At 63.9% G+C, this 18,754-nt stretch carries 18 protein-coding genes; 8 read left to right on the top strand and 10 right to left on the bottom strand.

Annotation, left to right across the window (positions count from 1 at the left end):
- Positions 1–34: 34 nt before the first annotated feature.
- Positions 35–793, top strand: coding sequence for an MBL fold metallo-hydrolase (locus tag NKI05_RS19745; protein ID WP_023685132.1), 759 nt, complete (start codon positions 35–37; stop codon positions 791–793).
- A 4-nt stretch (positions 794–797) separates the two neighbouring features.
- Here NKI05_RS19745 and NKI05_RS19740 read toward each other — a convergent pair whose 3' ends face one another.
- The 3 genes from NKI05_RS19740 to mutS all read right to left on the bottom strand — a co-directional run bounded on the left by NKI05_RS19740 (position 798) and on the right by mutS (position 4,686).
- Positions 798–1,352: a TetR/AcrR family transcriptional regulator gene (locus NKI05_RS19740; protein WP_352792964.1), complete on the bottom strand. Its 555-nt coding sequence runs from the start codon at positions 1,350–1,352 to the stop codon at positions 798–800.
- A 66-nt stretch (positions 1,353–1,418) separates the two neighbouring features.
- The gene (locus tag NKI05_RS19735) at positions 1,419–1,883 is read right to left on the bottom strand and encodes a nuclear transport factor 2 family protein (protein WP_023685130.1); all 465 of its coding nucleotides are present in this window, start codon (positions 1,881–1,883) and stop codon (positions 1,419–1,421) included.
- Positions 1,884–1,956: 73 nt separating this feature from the next.
- Positions 1,957–4,686: a DNA mismatch repair protein MutS gene (gene mutS / locus NKI05_RS19730; RefSeq protein WP_023816975.1), complete on the bottom strand. Its 2,730-nt coding sequence runs from the start codon at positions 4,684–4,686 to the stop codon at positions 1,957–1,959.
- Positions 4,687–4,851: 165 nt separating this feature from the next.
- Between mutS and NKI05_RS19725 the strand changes: the two genes are divergently transcribed.
- From NKI05_RS19725 to NKI05_RS19715, 3 genes are all read left to right on the top strand, one after another.
- Positions 4,852–6,033, top strand: coding sequence for a glycosyltransferase family protein (locus NKI05_RS19725; RefSeq protein WP_031206325.1), 1,182 nt, complete (start codon positions 4,852–4,854; stop codon positions 6,031–6,033).
- Between the two features lie 141 nt (positions 6,034–6,174).
- Positions 6,175–8,454, top strand: coding sequence for an NADP-dependent malic enzyme (locus NKI05_RS19720; protein ID WP_023672870.1), 2,280 nt, complete (start codon positions 6,175–6,177; stop codon positions 8,452–8,454).
- Positions 8,455–8,578: 124 nt separating this feature from the next.
- On the top strand, positions 8,579–9,652 hold the full coding sequence (locus tag NKI05_RS19715; RefSeq protein ID WP_031206324.1) for a GGDEF domain-containing protein: 1,074 nt from the start codon (positions 8,579–8,581) through the stop codon (positions 9,650–9,652).
- Positions 9,653–9,723: 71 nt separating this feature from the next.
- Here NKI05_RS19715 and NKI05_RS19710 read toward each other — a convergent pair whose 3' ends face one another.
- On the bottom strand, positions 9,724–10,716 hold the full coding sequence (locus NKI05_RS19710) for an adenosine kinase (protein ID WP_352518562.1): 993 nt from the start codon (positions 10,714–10,716) through the stop codon (positions 9,724–9,726).
- A gap of 215 nt (positions 10,717–10,931) precedes the next feature.
- On the opposite strand from NKI05_RS19710, the gene NKI05_RS19705 reads away from it, so the two are divergent.
- Positions 10,932–11,834 carry a DMT family transporter gene (locus tag NKI05_RS19705; RefSeq protein ID WP_023672873.1) on the top strand — a complete coding sequence of 301 codons (903 nt, stop codon included), beginning with the start codon at positions 10,932–10,934 and terminating at the stop codon, positions 11,832–11,834.
- Positions 11,835–12,032: 198 nt separating this feature from the next.
- Positions 12,033–12,734, top strand: a complete 702-nt coding sequence (locus tag NKI05_RS19700; RefSeq protein WP_023672874.1) for a sulfate transporter family protein — start codon at positions 12,033–12,035, stop codon at positions 12,732–12,734.
- A 5-nt stretch (positions 12,735–12,739) separates the two neighbouring features.
- Here NKI05_RS19700 and NKI05_RS19695 read toward each other — a convergent pair whose 3' ends face one another.
- From NKI05_RS19695 to NKI05_RS19670, 6 genes are all read right to left on the bottom strand, one after another.
- Complete coding sequence (locus tag NKI05_RS19695) at positions 12,740–13,738, bottom strand: proline racemase family protein (protein WP_352518561.1); 999 nt, start codon at positions 13,736–13,738, stop codon at positions 12,740–12,742.
- 12 nt (positions 13,739–13,750) lie between these two features.
- Positions 13,751–14,554, bottom strand: a complete 804-nt coding sequence (locus tag NKI05_RS19690; RefSeq protein ID WP_023672876.1) for an isocitrate lyase/PEP mutase family protein — start codon at positions 14,552–14,554, stop codon at positions 13,751–13,753.
- A 76-nt stretch (positions 14,555–14,630) separates the two neighbouring features.
- Positions 14,631–15,449, bottom strand: a complete 819-nt coding sequence (locus tag NKI05_RS19685; protein WP_023672877.1) for a hypothetical protein — start codon at positions 15,447–15,449, stop codon at positions 14,631–14,633.
- A gap of 176 nt (positions 15,450–15,625) precedes the next feature.
- Positions 15,626–16,285, bottom strand: a complete 660-nt coding sequence (locus NKI05_RS19680) for an HAD family hydrolase (protein ID WP_023713561.1) — start codon at positions 16,283–16,285, stop codon at positions 15,626–15,628.
- Position 16,286: 1 nt separating this feature from the next.
- A complete protein-coding gene (gene dut / locus NKI05_RS19675) occupies positions 16,287–16,772 on the bottom strand; it encodes a dUTP diphosphatase (protein WP_023672879.1) in 486 nt (161 codons plus the stop codon).
- Between the two features lie 85 nt (positions 16,773–16,857).
- A complete protein-coding gene (locus tag NKI05_RS19670) occupies positions 16,858–17,328 on the bottom strand; it encodes an Lrp/AsnC family transcriptional regulator (RefSeq protein WP_023672880.1) in 471 nt (156 codons plus the stop codon).
- A gap of 113 nt (positions 17,329–17,441) precedes the next feature.
- Between NKI05_RS19670 and NKI05_RS19665 the strand changes: the two genes are divergently transcribed.
- Together NKI05_RS19665 and NKI05_RS19660 are read left to right on the top strand one after the other, a co-directional pair.
- Complete coding sequence (locus tag NKI05_RS19665; RefSeq protein WP_023685117.1) at positions 17,442–17,696, top strand: DUF6356 family protein; 255 nt, start codon at positions 17,442–17,444, stop codon at positions 17,694–17,696.
- A 15-nt stretch (positions 17,697–17,711) separates the two neighbouring features.
- Positions 17,712–18,506, top strand: a complete 795-nt coding sequence (locus NKI05_RS19660) for a class II glutamine amidotransferase (RefSeq protein ID WP_023685116.1) — start codon at positions 17,712–17,714, stop codon at positions 18,504–18,506.
- Positions 18,507–18,754 lie beyond the last annotated feature (248 nt).

The following is an 18,754-nucleotide window of genomic DNA, read 5'->3' as shown; positions in this document are numbered from 1 at the left end:
CGGGTATCATCATACGGCGTATAGAGTCGGAGCCATGACGGTCACGTCGCTGCGCGACGGTTACGTCGACATGCCAATCAGGCGGCTGCGCCAGCCCGGAGACCGGACATTCGGTGACAACCTGCCCTCGCATGTACCGCTCGTCGACGGTGCGCTCAGGCTGTCGGTCAACGCCTTCGCCATCGATGACGGCGACGACATCACGCTGATCGACACAGGGGCTTCGAACGCCTGGCACCCGACAATGGGGCACCTGCCCGAGGCGCTGCGCGAGGCGAAGATCGCCACCGACCGGATTCGGACTGTTGCTTTCACCCACACCCATCTCGACCATATACACGGGCTCATCCTTGCCGATGGTGGCGACGGCTTCCCGCAGCTCTCTCGCCTGCTTGTCCCGCGCGCTGAGCTCGGCATGTTTCGCGACGTGGCGAGGCTGGAATGCTTCCACGATCGCGCCCAGCCTCTCGATGCTGGACAGCGCGTCAGCGCTGACATCGATACGATCGGCTCCGCTGGCCATGAAGCCGGCCACACTTGCTTTCGCGTTGTGAGCGCAGGCGAAACACTGTTGATCTGGGGCGACATCGTACATGTGCCGTCGCTTCAATTCGCTCGACCCGAGATCACGTGGGAATTCGACGCAGACCAGCAGCAGGCGAGGGCAAGCCGGTTGCAAATGCTGGCGCTTGCGGCCAACAACGACTGCTACGTCGCCGGCGCGCATCTTGATTCGCCCGGCGTCGGCCGGGTTTTTCGAACCGAGACGGCTTTCCGCTTCGAGCCCTTGTAGCACTCTAGCCGAGCGCCGCCCGCGCCCGTCGCAACGCGCGCGAAAACACTGCGGTGTCGTCGAAGGCGCGCGCCAGCGTGAGCGCGCCCTGGATGGCGCCGACCGTTTCTTCGGCGAGTTCGTCCGCCCTGGCAGCGCTGTGCCCGCTTCGGGTCAGCGCTTCGGCAAGATGCGCCACCCAGCGGCCGAAATAGCTTTTGATCGCAATGGCGAAGAGGTCGCGGGATTCGTCCAGCGCGAAGGCGCCGATCAGGCACACCCGGCGTCCCGAGCGGAAATAGCTGTCGGTCGCTTCGAACATCCGATCGATACCCGTGCGAGGGTAGGCCCTGTCCTGCAACGGCACGAAGACATTCTCCTCGAACCAGCCATCTATATGGGCAATGACAGCCGCCGCCATCTCTTCCTTGCCGCCGGGGAAGAAGTGGTAAAGGCTGCCTTTGCCTAGGCCGGTCGCCGCACCGATCCGCGCCAGGCTCGCCCCTTCATAGCCGTGTTCGCGGAAAACCTCGCCGATGATGGAGAGCAAATCGGCGTGATCGGGCGCGATCCTGCGCATGCGCTAGTTTTTCCGCTTGAGCATGATCTTTGCCGAAAACCGCGACACAGCTCTAGGGATCATATTCTAAAATCCGAGTTCGGACAGGCCGGGATGGTCGTCCGGTCGGCGGCCGAGCGGCCAGTGATATTTGCGCTCACCCTCGGCGATCGGCAGGTCGTTGATGCTGGCGACGCGCCTACGCATCAGCCCGGCCGCGTCGAATTCCCAATTCTCATTGCCGTAGGAGCGGAACCAGTGGCCACTGTCGTCGCGCCATTCATAGGCAAAGCGCACCGCGATGCGGTTGTCGTTCCAGGTCCAGACCTCCTTGATCAGGCGGTAGTCGAGCTCGCGAGCCCATTTGCGCGTGAGGAAGGAGACGATCTCATTTCTGCCCGAGACGAACTCGGCGCGGTTGCGCCAGGTGCTGTCCTGCGTATAGGCGAGCGAAACCCGTTCGGGATCGCGGCTGTTCCAGGCGTCTTCGGCAAGCCGAGCCTTCTGCGCGGCGGTCTCGGCGGTGAAGGGCGGCAGCGGCGGACGGCTCATGTCATTCTCCCATCGGCAAAGGCGATGGCGAGCATTGTACCAATCGGTACAATTGGTCAAGGCCGAAATCGGGCTAGGTTTTCCCCGCCAGCCCCTTCAGCCGGTAGAGCGCTTCCAGCGCCTCGCGCGGCGTCATCTCGTCTGGATTGATCTCACCCAGCGCTGCGCCCAATGCGTCGCTCTCCGCAGGCTTTGCCGCTTCCCGCTTCATTGCCACCGAAAACAGCGGCAGATCGTCGACCAGTCGGTTGGCCTTGCCGGAGACATCGCCTTCCTCGAGCTGATGCAGCACCTCTTTGGCGCGGCCGACCACCGCTTCCGGCAGACCGGCAAGGCGAGCGACCTGAACGCCATAGGAGCGATCGGCGGCACCCTTGCCGACCTCGTGCAGGAAGACGACGTCGCCTTCCCACTCCTTGACCCGCATCGTGACATTGTGCAGTCGCGGCAGCTTGCCGGAGAGTGCCGTCATTTCGTGGAAATGAGTGGCGAAGATCGCCCGGCAGCGGTTCTTCTCGTGCAGATACTCGACCGCCGCCCAGGCGATCGACAGGCCATCGAAGGTGGCGGTGCCGCGGCCGATTTCGTCGAGGATCACCAGCGCCCGCTCACCGGCCTGGTTGAGGATCGCGGCCGTCTCTACCATCTCGACCATAAAGGTGGAGCGGCCACGCGCCAGATCGTCCGAGGCGCCGACGCGCGAGAACAGCCTGTCGACGACGCCGATATGGGCCGATGTCGCCGGCACGAAGGAGCCGGTCTGGGCAAGGATGGCGATCAGTGCGTTTTGCCGCAGGAAGGTCGACTTACCGCCCATATTCGGACCGGTGAGCAGCCAGATGGCGCCGGCCTTGGCACCGTCTTGCGGCGACAGATCGCAATCATTGGCGACGAACGGCCCTTCGCCCGAACGGCGAAGCGCCTGTTCGACCACCGGATGGCGTCCGCCCGAGATGTCGAAGGCGAGGCTGGAATCGACCAGCGGCCGGCACCAGGCTTCGCTCTCCGACAACAGCGCGAGCGCCGCCGACACGTCGAGTACGGCGAGCGCATCGGCGCCGGCGCGGATCTTCTGCGCCTCGCCGACCGCCTCAGCCGTCAGCGTATCGAAAGCGGCAAGCTCGATGCTCAGCGCCCGGTCAGCGGCATTGGCGATTTTGGTCTCGAGTTCGGCAAGTTCCGTCGTGGTGAAACGCATGGCATTGGCCATGGTCTGGCGGTGGATGAAGCGTGCCTTGGCGCCATCGCTGCCGGTCATGATCGAATGATGGTTGGCGGTCACCTCGATGTAATAGCCCAGCACATTGTTGTGGCGGATCTTCAGCGAGCGGATGCCAGTCTCCTCGATCAGCGAGCGCTCCAGCCCGGCGATCACCTTGCGAGACTCATCGCGCAGCGCCCGCATCTCGTCGATCTCGGCATGGTAGCCGCCGCGCACGAAGCCGCCGTCGCGCCTCAGCAGCGGCAGTTCCTCGCCAAGAGCCTGGGTCAGATGCCCGGCCAGCGCGCGCGGCAGCGCCTTTATCGCGGCAAGTGCCGCTGTCAGCTCCGCGGGCAGGACGGCCGTTCCGAACAGTTCGGCAATGGTGGCCGCCGCTTCGAAGCCGGCACGCAGCGCGCCGAGATCGCGCGGGCCGCCGCGGTTGAGCGCCAGCCGCGACAGCGCCCGCGGCATGTCGGCGACGCTCTTCAGGCCTGACCGCACCGCCTGGCAAAGCTGCGTCTCCGCACGGAAGAACGACACAGAATCGAGCCTGGCGCCGATCGCCGCCGGGTCAGTCAGCGGCGCCATCAGCCGGTCGGCGAGCAGCCTGGCGCCGCCGCCGGTGACCGTGCGGTCTATAGCCTTGAACAGCGAGCCGTCGCGGCTGCCCGACAGCGTGCGCAACAGTTCCAGATTGCCGCGTGTCGCAGGATCGATGAACAGCGTCGAGCCCTGCTCCTCGCGTTCGGGACGCGACAAAGGCGGCCGCTCGGCCTTCTGCGTCTTTTCGACATAGGCGATGGCGCCCGAGATCGCCGACAATTCGGCGCGCGAGAAGGCGCCGAAACTGTCCGGCGTCGCCACTTCGAAGAAACGCGCGATCCGCCCCGCTGCCGAAGCCGAATCGAAAAGCGACGGCGGCTGCGGGCTGGCAACGCGGCCAATGACGTCGAACACCGGCTTCAACTCGGGATCGTAAAACACCGGCTCGGCGACGATCAGCTCGCGCGGGTCGACGCGGAAGACATCGGCCAGCAGGCGGTCGGTCGTGGTTTCGGCGACGCGGAAGACGCCGGTCGAGATCTCGATCCAGGCCAGGGCGAAGGCGTCACCGCTGTTGCCGCCCTTCACCCGCCCTAGCGCCATCAGAAAGCTCGATTCCGACGGCGCCAGCAATTTATCCTCGGTGATGGTGCCTGGCGTCACCAGGCGCACCACGTCACGGCGTACGACCGATTTGCCGCCGCGCTTCCTGGCTTCCGCCGGGTCCTCGATCTGCTCGCAGACGGCAACGCGAAAACCTTGGCCGATCAGCTTTTGCAGATAGTCGTCGGCCGCATGCACCGGCACGCCGCACATCGGAATGTCGTTACCCTGGTGCTTGCCGCGCTTGGTCAGGACGATGCCCAGCGCCTTGCTCGCCTTTTCGGCGTCGTCGAAGAACAGCTCGTAAAAATCGCCCATGCGGTAGAACAGCAGAGAATCCGGGTTCGCCGCCTTGATCTCGATATATTGCTCCATCATCGGCGTGACGCTGCCGACGGGCGCAGGCGGTGTCACCTCGGGGGCGTCGGTTTCTGCTGAAGTGTGCATGTTCATGCCCGCACGCTAGCAGATGTGGGTGCGGGGTTTAATGCCGGCGGCCCGAAAAGCAGGGGACGACCGGCCTCGACGGCGGCTTGTGCTCCCTCTACGCCGGGTGAAGCCGTTGGTTGCTTCGGGCGCCAACCAGACCCTATGATCGCCATGGCGGGGATAAGCGGCATGGATCAGGACAAACAGGAGGCGTTCGAAGAGCTGGTCGGTCCGGCTGGATCGGCGCTTGAGCGCCTGCTGCTGTTGGCGGCGCGGCGCGTCCACCGCACCAAAGGCAAGCTCAGGGGGACACTGCGCAAGCGCGTCCCCTTCCTCCTGCCGACACGCGGGCCGCTGTCCGATGTCGATGGCGGCATCGACATGTCGCTGCATGTGCTCAGCCGCGACCCGCTGGTGCTCTATGTCCCGATTGGCGGGTCGCGGCCGCTCTATCCGCTGGCAGCGCTCGGCCGGCGCCTGGCGGCGCGCCGCGTCACCTTCCTGACGATGCAGACCTGGACCATGGAGCGGCCGGCTGTCATCGCCCGGATGGGCCGCGATCTCGCCTGGTATGCCGGCCGGTTTCCGCTGCACGAAATCATCTTCCTGTGCAACACCGAGGAAGAGCGCCGTCTCATCGCAGCTGCGGGCGGCAATGCCATCTTCTCCAACCACAATCTGATGGTGTCGGAGGATATATTCCGGCCGCTGCCGGACGTGCCGGTCGAATTCGACGCGGTCTACAATGGCCGCATCTCGCCGATCAAACGCCATCACCTGGCCTTCGACATAGAGCGGCTGGCCCACATCACCTATTCGATCGGCGAATTGCCGCCGGTTGCCGCCCGCGCCTTTGTTCGGCGACTGCAGGCGCGTTCGCCGCTCCACCAGATCGCCAATCCGCTCGTCGACGGCTGGCCGGGCAAGCTGACGGCGCAACAGGTCAACCACGTCTACAACCAGGCCGCCGTCGGGCTGTGCCTGTCGGCCGTGGAAGGAGCGATGTACTCCTCGATGGAATATCTGATGGCCGGCCTGCCGATCGTCAGTACGCCGAGCCTTGGCGGTCGCGACGTCTATTTCGATCCGGATTATTGCATCGTCGCCGATCCGGAACCGGCTGCCATTCGCCGCGCCGTCGAGACGCTGCGAGATCGTGCCATACCGCGTCAGCACATCCGCCGCCGCACGCTGGAGAAGGTTCACGCCCAGCGCATCGAACTCATGGCGTTCCTGACTGCATTGCTGCGGCGCAAGGGAAGCCGTGCGCCACCCATCGAGACGTGGCCTTTCCCCGGCACAGACGGCATGATGCGGCGGGGAACGGTGTGCGAAATCGCTGCCTTCGTCAGCGAGCCAGAGCCGACGTGACGCCGTTCGACTTCGGGAGATTCGCTGCGGCGTGAAGATCGCTTGGCGATTTACAGCGGTGGCGTGTAGCCTTGATCCAGAAGTTTCAAAAACACGCACCCGTCTCAAGGGGGCGACACCGGCGAGGAAATCAAAAGCATCATGGCCAAGAAAACCGAAAATAGCGGCCCCTCCGTCAGCGCCGAGGAGGCGCTGGAATTCCACGCCATGGGCCGCCCCGGCAAGCTGGAGATCGTCGCCACCAAGCCGATGGCGACGCAGCGCGATCTGAGCCTCGCCTATTCGCCGGGTGTCGCGGTTCCTGTGCTGGCCATTGCCGAAGACCCCAGCCGCGCTTTCGACTACACGACGCGCGGCAACATGGTCGCCGTCATCTCCAACGGCACCGCCATTCTCGGTCTCGGCAATCTCGGCGCGCTGGCCTCCAAGCCGGTGATGGAAGGCAAGGCGGTGCTGTTCAAGCGCTTCGCCGATGTCGATTCCATCGATCTCGAGGTCGACACCGAGGATGCCGACGAGTTCATCAATTGCGTGCGCTTTCTCGGCCCGTCCTTCGGCGGCATCAACCTGGAAGACATCAAGGCGCCGGAATGCTTCATCATCGAGCAGCGCCTGCGCGAACTGATGGACATCCCGGTCTTCCATGACGACCAGCACGGCACCGCCATCATCTCGGCCGCCGGGCTGATCAACGCGCTGGAGATCACCGGCCGCGACATGAAGACCACGAAAATGGTCTGCAACGGCGCCGGTGCGGCCGGCATCGCCTGCATCGAACTGATGAAGGCGATGGGGTTTGCCCCCGAGAACATCATCCTGTGCGACACCAAGGGTGTCGTCTACCAGGGCCGCACCGAAGGCATGAACCAGTGGAAGTCGGCGCATGCGGTCAAGACCGCCACGCGCAGCCTGGCCGAGGCGCTGGATGGCGCCGACGTCTTCCTCGGCCTGTCGGCCAAGGGCGCATTGACCACCAGGATGGTGCAATCGATGGCCAAGAACCCGATCATCTTCGCCATGGCCAATCCCGACCCGGAGATCACGCCGGAGGAAGTGGCCGAAATCCGCACCGACGCCATCATGGCCACCGGGCGTTCCGACTACCCCAACCAGGTCAACAATGTGCTGGGCTTCCCCTACATCTTCCGCGGTGCGCTGGATGTCAGGGCCACCACCATCAATGACGACATGAAGATCGCCGCAGCGAGAGCGCTGGCCGACCTGGCGCGCAAGGACGTGCCCGACGATGTCGCCGCCGCCTATCAGGGCAACCGGCCGAAATTCGGCCCCAATTACATCATCCCGGTGCCGTTCGATCCGCGCCTGATCTCGGCCATCCCGCTCGCTGTGGCCAAGGCGGCGATGGAGTCGGGCGTCGCCCGCAAGCCGATCCTCGACCTCGACCGCTACGCGCAGGAGCTGTCGGCCCGCCGCGACCCGATCGCCTCGACCTTGCAGCGCATCTACGACCGCGTCCGCCGCCAGCCCAAGCGCATCGTCTTTGCCGAGGGCGAGGAAGAACAGGTGATGCGCGCCGCCGTCTCCTATGTGAACCAGAAGCTCGGCACCGCGATCCTGCTCGGCCGCGACGATGTCATCAAGGAAAACGCCAGGCACGCCGGCATCGACCTCAACAAGCAAGGCATCGAGATCATCAATGCCAGGCTGTCGCGCCGCAACGGCATCTATACCGATTATCTCTACGAGCGCATGCAGCGCAAAGGCTTCCTGTTCCGCGACTGCCAGCGGCTGATCAACAATGACCGCAACCATTTCGCCGCCTGCATGGTGGCGCTGGGCGATGCCGACGGCATCGTCACCGGCGTCACCCGCAACTATTCCACGGCGCTCGACGATATCCGCCGCGTCATCGACGCCAAGCCCGGCCACCGCGTCATCGGCGTCTCGATCGTGCTCGCCAGGGGCAAGACCGTGCTCGTCGCCGACACCGCCGTGCACGACATGCCCAATGCCGAACAGATCGCCGACATCGCCGAGGAGGCCGCGGGCTTCGCCCGCCGCATGGGCTATGAGCCGCGGCTCGCCATGCTTGCCTATTCGACCTTCGGCCACCCGCAGGGCGAACGTTCCGAGCGGGTCCAGGAAGCGGTGCGTATCCTGGACAAACGCCGGGTCGATTTCGAATATGACGGCGAAATGGCCGCCGACGTCGCGCTCAATGCCCGCGCCATGGCGCAATATCCGTTCATCCGGCTGACCGGCCCGGCCAATGTGCTGATCATGCCGGCGTTCCACTCGGCCTCGATCTCGACCAAGATGCTGCAGGAACTCGGCGGCTCCACCGTCATCGGCCCGCTGCTGGTCGGCTTGAACAAACCGGTCCAGATCGTCTCGCTCAACGCCAAGGATTCGGACATCGTCAACATGGCTGCGATCGCGGCCTATAGCGCGGGAGCCTGATTGGCGGCAAAATCGCCAACCCATAAGAGATTGATAATATTCGGCTGCTATAGGGAACGTTCTCGCCCCCTATGGCCTTATGGCATTGGCGGCGCGCTCAGACCGCCAAAACGGGGGTGCGGCCATGAAGCATGACACGGCATCTGTGGTCGGCCAGGGGGTCTATCACGACGAGCGCCTGGATGCGCTGCTGAGCATCACCGGCCGCATGGACGGTTATCTCTACCGTTGCCGCAACGATGCGTCCTACACCATGCTCTACATCAGCGACGGCATTTTCACCGTCAGCGGTTATCGGCCGAGCGACTTCATTCAAAATGCCGTGCGCGACTATGTCTCGGCCATCCACCCGGATGATCTCGCTGCCGTCTATGCCGCCGTCGATACCGCGCTCGAGGCGCGCTGCAACTGGAACGTCGACTACCGCATCGTGCCACAGGTCGGCGAGCCGCTCTGGGTGCGCGAGATCGGAGGCGGGGTCTGGGATGGTGCCGGCGAACTCGAATTCCTCGAAGGTTTCGTCGTCGACATCAGCGACCGTAAGGTAGTCGAGGATCTCAATGCCGAACTGCTGCTCGAACTCAAGGCCGCCAATGAGGAACTCTCCGTACAAAAGCGCGAGATCGAGCTGGCCAAGCAGCAGAGCGATCATTCGGCCAACCACGATGCATTGACCGGCCTGCCCAACCGGCGCGCCTTTCACAACGAGCTGAGGTCGGTGATCGACCGCTGCGACAGCACCGGCCAGGCGGCCGGCCTGCTGTTCATCGACCTCGATAGGTTCAAGAAGGTCAACGACACGCTCGGCCACGAGGCCGGCGACGCGCTGCTGCAGGAGGTGGCGGGTCAGCTTCGCACCATCCTGCGCAGCGCTGATTTCGTGGCGCGGCTCGGTGGAGACGAGTTCGCATTCCTGTTTTCAGGAGAGGCTAGCCGGGCCCGACAGAAGGCCGTGGGCGTCGCCGAACGTATCCTGGAAAAGCTGCGGATCAAGGTGCCGACGCCGAATGGAGCCATCCATGTTGGTTGCACCGTTGGCGTCGCCATCTACCCGGCGGAAGCGTCCGATTCGGAGGCGCTGATAACGCTCGCCGACCGACTGATGTACATCGGCAAAAAGAGCGGCCGCAACCGGCTGGTCACCGCCGGGGCTTTGGAACCCGGGCCTACGTCCGACGACCTTCGCCGCACCGCCTGAGCGGAGCGCCGGACAGCCTCAACCGGCGGGCACCCCTCATCTGGCTCGGCGCTGCGCGCCGAAAGACGGCCCTACAGCAGGCCCGCCAGTTGGGCCGCGCTGCGCAGGTTTTGCCGCGGCCGCGGCCCAAGCTGCTGGATCACCAGCCCGGCGGCCAGCGAGCCGAGATCGCCGCAATCCTTCAGGCTGCGCCCGCTCGTATAGCCATAGAGGAAACCGGCAGCGTAGAGGTCGCCGGCGCCGGTGGTGTCGACCAGCTCGCGGATCGTCGTCGCCTGGATGGTGACGGTCTCCTCGCCACGCACGATCACCGAGCCTTTTTCGGAGCGGGTGACGGCGGCAATCTTGCAGTCCTTGCGGATAGCCGCCAGCGCCTCGTCGAAGGATTTTGTCTGGTAGAGCGACTTGATCTCGTGACTGTTGGCAAAGACAATGTCGACGGTGCCCGAGCGCATCAGCTCGAGGAACTCGTCGCGGTAGCGGTCGACGCAGAACGAATCCGACAACGTCATCGACACTTCGCGGCCGGCGGCATGCGCCAGCTTCGCCGTCTGCCGGATCGCCTCCTTGGCGCGCGGCGGATCCCACAGATAGCCCTCGAAATAGGTCACCTTGGCGCCCGACGCCTTGTCGGCCTCGACGTCTTCCGGCCCGAGTTCGATGCAGGCGCCGAGATAGGTGTTCATCGAGCGCTCGCCGTCGGGGGTGACGAAGATCATCGAGCGCGCCGTCGGCGGCTGGCCCTCGAGCGGCCGGGTGTCGAAGGCGACGCCCTGGGCATGGATGTCATGGGCGTAGATTTCGCCGAGCGGATCGTTCGACACCTTGCCGAAGAAGGCGGCGCGGCCGCCGAAGCTGGCAATGCCCGCCGCCGTATTGCCGGCGCTGCCGCCGGAGGCCTCGATCGCCGGCCCCATGCGGCTGTAGAGGAGCTCGGCGCGCTTGGTGTCGATGAGGTTCATCGCACCCTTGATGATGCCGTTGGTCTCGAGAAAAGCGTCGTCGCACTGGGCGATGATGTCGACAATGGCATTGCCGATGCAAAGCACGTCATAATCCGGCATCAATGTCTCCGCCCTGGAACCTGCCGGCTTTCTGCCGCGCCCGGGCGGGTCTACAGCATCACCCCGAAAAATGGCAACCGATTTCCATCCTTTGCCGGCCCAAGCCGGCGCGCGCGCCTGGGACGAGGCTCCATCACAGTTCGACCGTGGCCGAAGCATCTGACCGCCGGGTCGCCTACAAGCTTGGCGTCAAATCAAGCGCTGGAAGCACCCGCATGCAAGCAAAGACCGACATGACCACCGAACTGGCGCTGCTTGGCGTGCTGGCCGCCCTGTGGGGCGCGTCCTATACCTTCATCAAGATCGGTGTCGAGACGATCCCGCCGATATCCTTCATCGCTGCCCGCACCTTGATTGCCGGCGCCATCCTGCTCGCGCTGATCCGCTGGCGCGGCCTCGCCATGCCCAAGGACAGCGCGACCTTGTGGCGGTTCATGGTCCAGGCCTGCCTCAACAGCGTCGTGCCGTTCACGCTGATCGCCGCCGCCGAGCGCTCCATCGACGCCGGTCTGGCCACCATTCTCAACGCGACCTCGCCGATCTTCACCTTCCTGCTGACCGCGCTTATCACCCGCCATGAATCCGTGACCGCACGCAAGCTGTTCGGTGTCGGTGCCGGCATCGCCGGCATTTGCCTGATCGTCGGCACCCAGGCGCTTGGCGGGCTCGGCCATCAATTGTGGGCGCAGCTTGCCGTCATTGCCGCCACGGTCTGCTATGCCGGCGCCGCCATTTTCGGCCGCAGCTTTAGGGGACTCGACCCGATGCTGCCGGCCGCCGGCTCGATGCTGTGCGGCGCGGTCATCCTCGTCCCCTTGAGCCTGGCCTTCGACCGCCCGTGGACGCTGTCGCCTTCAATGGCGTCGATACTGGCCTTGTTGGCATTGTCGGTGTTCTCCACGGCGCTGGCCTTCTGCATCTTTTTCCGCCTCATCCACACGCTTGGTTCGGTCGGCACGACGTCGCAGGCCTATCTGCGCGTGCCGATCGGCGTCGGCATCGGCGTCCTGTTCCTCGGTGAAAGCCTTGGGCCGACAGCTTTCTGGGGCATGGGCTGCGTCGTCGCCGGCGTTGCGGCAATGACCATCCCCGCCCGCTCCCGGGCGCTGGCGCGCTAGATCGTGATGAGATTTGGTTGAAATCTCATCATGATCTAGCCCTTTGTTGGAGCATGATCTTTTCCAAAAACCGGTACCCACTTTTTGGGATCATGCTCTAGTTCCCGTCCGGAATTGCGCCTGCTCCAGCAGGCTTGCGGCTGACAGGGTCTCCGCCTATGTCGGAGATATCCGTTTGTTCCTGGGGGTGGAAACGCCGTGATCTCCAACGCTGCCCGCGCCGCCTTCAGCCGGCTGTTTTCTCCCGAATTCCGCGCGGTTTTCCTGAAGACGCTGGGCTTGACCGTCCTGGCGCTGGTCGCCTTGTGGTTCGTCTTGACCGGGCTTGTCGATTGGCTGGCCCTGCCATGGGTTCACTCCTTGCTGCCTGGCCTGCCGTCCTGGGCCGGATGGCTGAGCGGCATCATCGCTGCCATCGCGCTTGCCTTCGGGATGGCGCTGCTGATCGCGCCGGTGACGGCAATCGTGGCGGGCCTGTTTCTCGACGACATCGCCGAAGTGGTCGAGCGCACCGACTATCCGGCCGATCCCGTCGGACGCGCCATGCCGGCGCTGCGCTCGCTCGTGTTGTCGGTGAAATTCTTCGGCGTCGTCATCCTGGGCAACATCGTCGCCTTGCTCCTTCTGTTGGTTCCAGGCGTCAACATCGCCGCCTTCTTCATCGTCAACGGCTATCTGCTCGGACGTGAATTCTTCGAATTCGCCGCCATGCGCTTCCGCCCGGAAGATGAGGCGAGGGCGTTGCGCCGGAAATATGCCGGCACCGTCTTTCTGGCCGGGCTGCTCATCGCTGCCTTCCTCGCCGTGCCCCTGCTCAACCTGCTGACGCCGCTCTTTGCCGCCGCCATGATGGTGCATCTGCACAAGGCGGTCGGCGCGCGGGAGAGCGCCGGGCGATAGGCCTATCAACGCAGAAGAAAACCGCGTCCCAATTCGTCATCCGGCTCGACGGTGAATTCCGCCCGGCCCGAATAGTAGGCGCGGCCGCCGACGCGGGCGATGATCGCATCATGCGGGCCGGCCATGGTCGTGCGCGCCACCGCTCCGGAAAAGCGCGAGCCGGCGATGCTTTCGAAGGACCGCTCCTGACCAGGGTTGATTTCACCCTTGGCATGCATTGCCGCCAGCCGCGCGGTGACGCCGGAGCCGGTCGGCGAGCGGTCGACCTCGGCATCGGCAAAGACGCAGATGTTTTTCGTTGCCTCGCTGGAGAACGCATCTCGTCCATCGGTGAGGATGGTGCCGTAGAGGAAAGCGAGATCGGCATGGTCGGGATGCGATAGAGGGAACTCCGCCTTCAGCCGCTCGGTCAGCGCGGTTGCCGCGTCGACGAAATCGCGCACCCGGCTGCGGCCGAACTCCAGGCCGAATTGATGGCAGTCGGCCAGCGCGTAGAAGGCGCCGCCATAGGCGATGTCGAACGCAATCTTGCCGTATCCCGCCAATTCGATTTGTTGGTCATGGGCAAACAGAAAGGCCGGCACGCTTTCGAACGACACGGATCCCGCTTTGCCGTCCTTGACCTCCACCGAAGCGACGACCATGCCGCACGGCGCCTCGATGTTGACCATGGTGATTGGCTCCTGTTTCGCCACCAGTCCTTCGTCGACGGCGTAGCGGCCAAGCGCGATGATGGCGTGGCCGCACATGGTGGAATAACCCTCATTGTGCATGAACAGCACGGCCAGGTCGGCGCCGGGCAGGTCGGGCTCCACCAGCAGCGCGCCATACATGTCGTAGTGGCCGCGCGGCTCGAAGATCAGCAGCTTGCGCAAATGGTCGAGGTGGTCGCGCACATAGGCGCGCTTTTCCAGGATCGTGCCTTTGGGAATGTCTGGATAGCCGTCCGTGACGATCCTGACCGGCTCACCGCCGGTGTGCATGTCGACGACGGTGAGCGTCATGCGCCGGGACCCCTACCCTGAGGATTTGGAAAACAGCGCCTGCAATTTGCCGAACGGCATGGCGGCGCGGGTGAAGCCGAACGTGCCGTCCTGCTGGATCTCTCGCGCCGCGGTTTCCAGCATGCCGAAGGCGAAATTGGTCAGCCACGGCCCAAGCGAGATGCGCTTGACCCCGGCCATGGCGAGGTCGGCGATGGTGAAGGCCGGGAGTGCCATGACATTGACCGGCCTGCTCACTGCCGAGCAGACGTTCCGGATGGTCTCGACATCTTTGAGGCCCGGCGCATAGAGCACGTCGGCGCCGGCCTTTTCGAAGGCCTGCAGCCGCTTGATCGTGTCGTCGAGATCCGGTTTGCCCCAAAGGAAATTCTCGGCCCGCGCGGTGAAGACGAAATCATGCTTGAGCGCCCGTGCGGCTTCAGCAGCAGCTGCAACGCGCTCGACGGCGTGTGAAAACTCATAGATGGGCTTGTCGGGATCGCCGGTATGGTCCTCGATCGAGCAGCCGGCGAGACCTGCCGCTTCGGCCGCAAAAACCGTCTCGGCGGCACTCGTCGCGCTGTCGCCCTTGCCTTTCTCGAGATCGGCCGACACCGGCAGGCTGGTTGCCGCCGTCAGCTCGCGGCAATGGTGGATCATCGCCTCGAAGGTCACTGCGCCATCGGGCAGGCCGCGCGAGAAGGCAAAACCGGCGCTGGTGGTCGCCAGCGCCTTGAAACCGAAGGACGCCAGGAGCTTGGTCGTGCCGACATCCCAGGGGTTGGGCATGACGAAGGTCGAGGCGTGCAGGTCGCGAAAGATCTTGCCCTTGTCCATGAGTGCTCCCTTCAGATGCGAAATGCCGGCAGATTCTATCGTGCAGCAATGCACCGAGCAAACGAATGCGGTTGGCTCAGAAGCGTTTGGCGTTCTCTCCTGCCAATCTGTCCAGCGCATCGGAATCCTTGACATAGTGCAACGTTTTTTTGTCCCAATGATAGGTGACGGAAATTGCGTGGGCTTCAGGCTTGGGCGGCTGGTCGTCGCAGCTCTCGCCGTTGAGCACCGTGGCGTCGGTCACCGTCACTTTGACCGCGGCATAAGGCTGTCCGTCAGCGATCGTCTGGAAAGCAACGTCCTGCTTCCGGCTGTAGGCGCACAGGTTCTCATCGAAGGTGAAGATCATGTCGATCAGTTGGAATTTGTCGTCGCGCACCATGATCAGCGGCGTGATTGCGTAGTTTTGGCTTGAATTGAAATGCGCGCTCATGGTGATCACGATGTCGTCGTTCGGCCCAACGGAAAGCTTGCCCGGTTCACGGAAATAGGTGCCGCGGTCGAGCGCGACATTGACGGCGTCGAGCAGCTTCGGCTTGTCTGTGATGTCGTAGAGCGCCAGCACGGCATAGCCTTCGGCGCTGTCGGGAGAGTCGCCGAGGTCGTAGAGCATCGCCAGCCGGTCCTTGCCCCCGGCCTTGATGGCGAGCACGCCGGCGTTGGAGAGGCCCGATGTCTCAGGCGGCGAACCGCCGCCATCCGGTCCCTCGATGTGGCGCATCTCGATCGGCAATCCACCCCGGTAGAAACCGTTGCTGTTACCTGCGAGGCCGGGAATGACCATCCTTGCGAGGTCCAGATAGGTCACATCCATGTGGCCGGGGATGGCGCTGCCGAATTCCGGGAAGCTGACGGCTTGCGCGCCGGCTGCGGTCCAAAGCCACGGCAGCAGCACAAGCGCTAGAGCAATTTCAGGAAAAGTGTGTGCGGTTTTCCGGCCGGAAATTGCGACAAAACAAAAAGATAGAGCGGTTCGCCGTTTCCATGAAACGGTGAAACGCTTTAGGATGGAGCGAAGCAGGTTCGTTGGCATGGGCGCCTCAGGCTGGCCGCGCGGAACCTAACACAGCTTCAGTGGATCGGCACCAGCCCGGCAAGTTCGCGCATGTCGTCGAACAGGACGCCGCCGGCGCTGGCCAGGCCATCGCGGTCGGAATAGGGATCGCCATGATAGGAATAGACACGCATGCCGGCGGCAATGCCGGCCTGCGTGCCGGCAACGCTGTCCTCGATGACGATGCAGTCGGCGGGCACAAAGCCCATGGTCTTTGCCGCATGCAGGAACAGGTCCGGGAACGGCTTGCCGCGGCTGACCATGGTCGAAGAGAACATGCCATGCTCGAACAGCGGCAGCAGCCCGGTCTGGCCGAGCGTGATGTGCATCTTCGAGATACGCGCGGAAGTGGCGACGCAATAGGGAATGCCGGCCGCGCGAACCGCCTCGATGAAGTCGCGCACATAGGGGATCGCCTCGACGCCATGCGCAAACAGATCGGGCAGGCCGGCATTCCAGCGATCGACGAAATCGGCGCCGAGCCGCACCGTGGTCGTCTCTTCGATTTCCTTCTGCACCGAAGCCATGCTGCGGCCGGAAAAATATTTGCGGCAATATTCGAATGTGGTGGGATAACCGGCGGCAACAAACCACTCGGCAAGCCGCCGGTTGGCAAGGTTCTCGGTGTCGACCAGGATGCCGTCGCAGTCGAAGATGACCAGTTTCGGTATGCTCATTTCAGGCGGTGCCGGTCGATCCGAACCCGCCCGCGCCGCGCGTCGTGGCGCCGGCCAGCGAGCGCTCCTCAACCGTCACCTGCGTCACCGCGGCAAAGACGATCTGGGCAATGCGCATGCCGCGCGTCACCGCGAAATCCTCGTCGCCAAGGTTGATCAGCAGCACCTTGACCTCGCCGCGATAGTCGCTGTCGACCGTGCCCGGTGAATTGAGGACGGTCAGCCCATGCTTGAAGGCAAGGCCGGAGCGCGGCCGCACCTGGCCTTCCATTCCTTCGGGAATTTCCAGGATCAGACCGGTCGGCACCAAGGCGCGCTTGCCAGGCAGGATCAGCAGCGGCCGGTCTTCCGGCACCGCGGCGCGCAGATCCATGCCGGCGGCGCCGGTGCTTTCATAGGCGGGAAGGGGAAGTCCATCTCCATGCGGCAACCTGACGAAGCCGACAGTGGGACCAATGACGGAGGAATTTTGGAAGGCTGCGCGCATAAAATCGATCCTATCGGCGCGAACGGCGATTCGGTCAACTCGTCCGCAGGCCTATCAACGGCTTTCTTTCAGGCGTCAGTGTGACCTAGCGCAATTCCATCGGAACGACGGTCGTCTCCTTGATCTCCTCCATGACGAAGGAGGCCGAAACGTCCGACAGCGCCACCTTGGCGATCAGCCGCTGATAGAGCCGGTCATAGGCCTTCATGTCAGCGACGCGGGCGCGCAGCACGTAGTCGAGATCGCCGGACATGCGATAGACCCCGGTGATCTCGGGAAAACCGGTCACCGCCGCACGGAACTTCTGCAGCCAGTCCGGGTCATGATTGGAGGTGCGGATCAGGATGAACACCGAAAGTCCGAGCCCGAGCTTGTCGGCATCGACCAGCGCCACCCGTCCGGTGATGACGCCGTCCTCTTCCAGCCGCTTGACCCGGCGCCAGCAGGCGTTGCGCGACAGCGACACTTTTTCGGAGAGCTGATCGACCGATAGTGTGCCGTCGCGTTGCAGCTCGGCCAGCAATCTTCGGTCGATTTCATCAAATTCAAGCGCCATGTGGGATGAATGTCCCGAACCACGGCGTTAGACAAGGACAAATTGAGACCGATGAACCTTTACCCCGTGGCAGGATACCCACATCGGGGCTTATCCCGGCAGGAGGGATCACCATGACGACGCTGTTTTCGAAGCTGTTCACCTCTCACCCGGCCAAGGTGGGCGAGACCTATTTCAGCCATATGGCCTTTGCCGCCTGGTTCTGCTCGCGCCTCCTGATGGCCGCTGGTGCGGCACTCGTTCACGCTTTCTTGCCGTTTCTCTTCGAAACTACGGCAAGCCGAATCGTTCGCGAACTCTACGAGCGGACGCACAACAGAGGCTCGCACGCGGTCAAGGAGCCCCAGGCTCTCTTGGATCGCGCCTAGGATTGGTTAGAAGCCATGTGCCGATGGGCGGCCTATCTGGGTGAAGCGGTCTTCCTCGAAGACGTCGTCACCGCACCTTGCCACTCGCTGATCGCCCAGAGCCATTGCGCCCAGGAAGCCAAGTCGCCGACCAATGGCGACGGTTTCGGCCTTGCCTGGTATGGCGACCGGCCCGAGCCCGGCCTCTACCGCGACATCCTGCCGGCCTGGTCGGATCCCAATCTGAAAAGCCTATGCCGGCAGATCAAATCCGGCCTGTTCCTCGCCCATGTCAGGGCGTCGACCGGCGGCGCCACCAGCCGCATGAACTGCCATCCCTTCATCTCCGGCAACTGGTCGTTCATGCACAACGGCCAGATCGGCGGCTTCGAAAAGATCCGCCGCGCGCTGGAGAACTCGCTCTCTGACGCCGTCTTCGACCAGCGCGAGGGCACCACCGATTCCGAATTGTTTTTCCTGCTGATGATCGACGAGGGTCTTGCTGGCGACCCGCAAGGGGCAGTATCGCGCGCCACCGCTCGGGTTCTGGAGGCGTCACGCCACGCCGGTCTCGAACCGGCCTTGAAACTCACTGCAGCCCTTTCCGATGGGCGCGCGCTCTATGCCGTGCGCTACGCAAGCGATGCCCACGCACCGACGCTGTACACGTCGCTCCGCAACGGCGGTCGTTGCATCGTGTCCGAACCCTTCGACCGCGAAGGCGGCGACTGGCAGGCGATCCCGCCGGCGAGTTTTGTCACGATCACTGGCGATGGGATGAGCATTCGGCCGTTCGTGCCGGCTGTGGCAAGGCTGGCACTGGTCGTCTAGGCCCTAGTCTAAGCCGCATTCCTTCGCGCCCCCCTCTGTCCTGCCGGACATCTCCCCCACGAGGGGGGAGATTGGAGGTCACGGCGGCCTTCGCCAATTTTCAACGCAGGAAAAGGGGCGCCGAAGCCAAAGCTGCCAATCTCCCCCCAAAGTGGGCATAGGCGCTAAGATAGGTATTGCCCTGCGGAATCGGGTGTGATTCTACGCTGCGATGACACACGAATCGCTTGTTGATGACGGCTGGGCCG

The sequence above is a fragment of the Mesorhizobium sp. M0771 genome (assembly GCF_040320155.1).
Lineage (GTDB): Bacteria > Pseudomonadota > Alphaproteobacteria > Rhizobiales > Rhizobiaceae > Mesorhizobium.
Note: the sequence above shows the minus strand (reverse complement) of the source record. Positions and strands in the feature narration are given on the sequence as shown.

What these genes read in the sequence shown, in the direction of transcription:
- NKI05_RS19745 (WP_023685132.1), top strand. Translation starts at nt 35, where the DNA reads ATGACGGTCACGTCGCTGCGCGACGGTTACGTCGACATGCCAATCAGG.
- NKI05_RS19740 (WP_352792964.1), bottom strand. Translation starts at nt 1,352, where the DNA reads ATGCGCAGGATCGCGCCCGATCACGCCGATTTGCTCTCCATCATCGGC.
- NKI05_RS19735 (WP_023685130.1), bottom strand. Translation starts at nt 1,883, where the DNA reads ATGAGCCGTCCGCCGCTGCCGCCCTTCACCGCCGAGACCGCCGCGCAG.
- mutS (WP_023816975.1), bottom strand. Translation starts at nt 4,686, where the DNA reads ATGAACATGCACACTTCAGCAGAAACCGACGCCCCCGAGGTGACACCG.
- NKI05_RS19725 (WP_031206325.1), top strand. Translation starts at nt 4,852, where the DNA reads ATGGATCAGGACAAACAGGAGGCGTTCGAAGAGCTGGTCGGTCCGGCT.
- NKI05_RS19720 (WP_023672870.1), top strand. Translation starts at nt 6,175, where the DNA reads ATGGCCAAGAAAACCGAAAATAGCGGCCCCTCCGTCAGCGCCGAGGAG.
- NKI05_RS19715 (WP_031206324.1), top strand. Translation starts at nt 8,579, where the DNA reads ATGAAGCATGACACGGCATCTGTGGTCGGCCAGGGGGTCTATCACGAC.
- NKI05_RS19710 (WP_352518562.1), bottom strand. Translation starts at nt 10,716, where the DNA reads ATGCCGGATTATGACGTGCTTTGCATCGGCAATGCCATTGTCGACATC.
- NKI05_RS19705 (WP_023672873.1), top strand. Translation starts at nt 10,932, where the DNA reads ATGCAAGCAAAGACCGACATGACCACCGAACTGGCGCTGCTTGGCGTG.
- NKI05_RS19695 (WP_352518561.1), bottom strand. Translation starts at nt 13,738, where the DNA reads ATGACGCTCACCGTCGTCGACATGCACACCGGCGGTGAGCCGGTCAGG.
- NKI05_RS19690 (WP_023672876.1), bottom strand. Translation starts at nt 14,554, where the DNA reads ATGGACAAGGGCAAGATCTTTCGCGACCTGCACGCCTCGACCTTCGTC.
- NKI05_RS19680 (WP_023713561.1), bottom strand. Translation starts at nt 16,285, where the DNA reads ATGAGCATACCGAAACTGGTCATCTTCGACTGCGACGGCATCCTGGTC.
- dut (WP_023672879.1), bottom strand. Translation starts at nt 16,772, where the DNA reads ATGCGCGCAGCCTTCCAAAATTCCTCCGTCATTGGTCCCACTGTCGGC.
- NKI05_RS19670 (WP_023672880.1), bottom strand. Translation starts at nt 17,328, where the DNA reads ATGGCGCTTGAATTTGATGAAATCGACCGAAGATTGCTGGCCGAGCTG.
- NKI05_RS19665 (WP_023685117.1), top strand. Translation starts at nt 17,442, where the DNA reads ATGACGACGCTGTTTTCGAAGCTGTTCACCTCTCACCCGGCCAAGGTG.
- NKI05_RS19660 (WP_023685116.1), top strand. Translation starts at nt 17,712, where the DNA reads ATGTGCCGATGGGCGGCCTATCTGGGTGAAGCGGTCTTCCTCGAAGAC.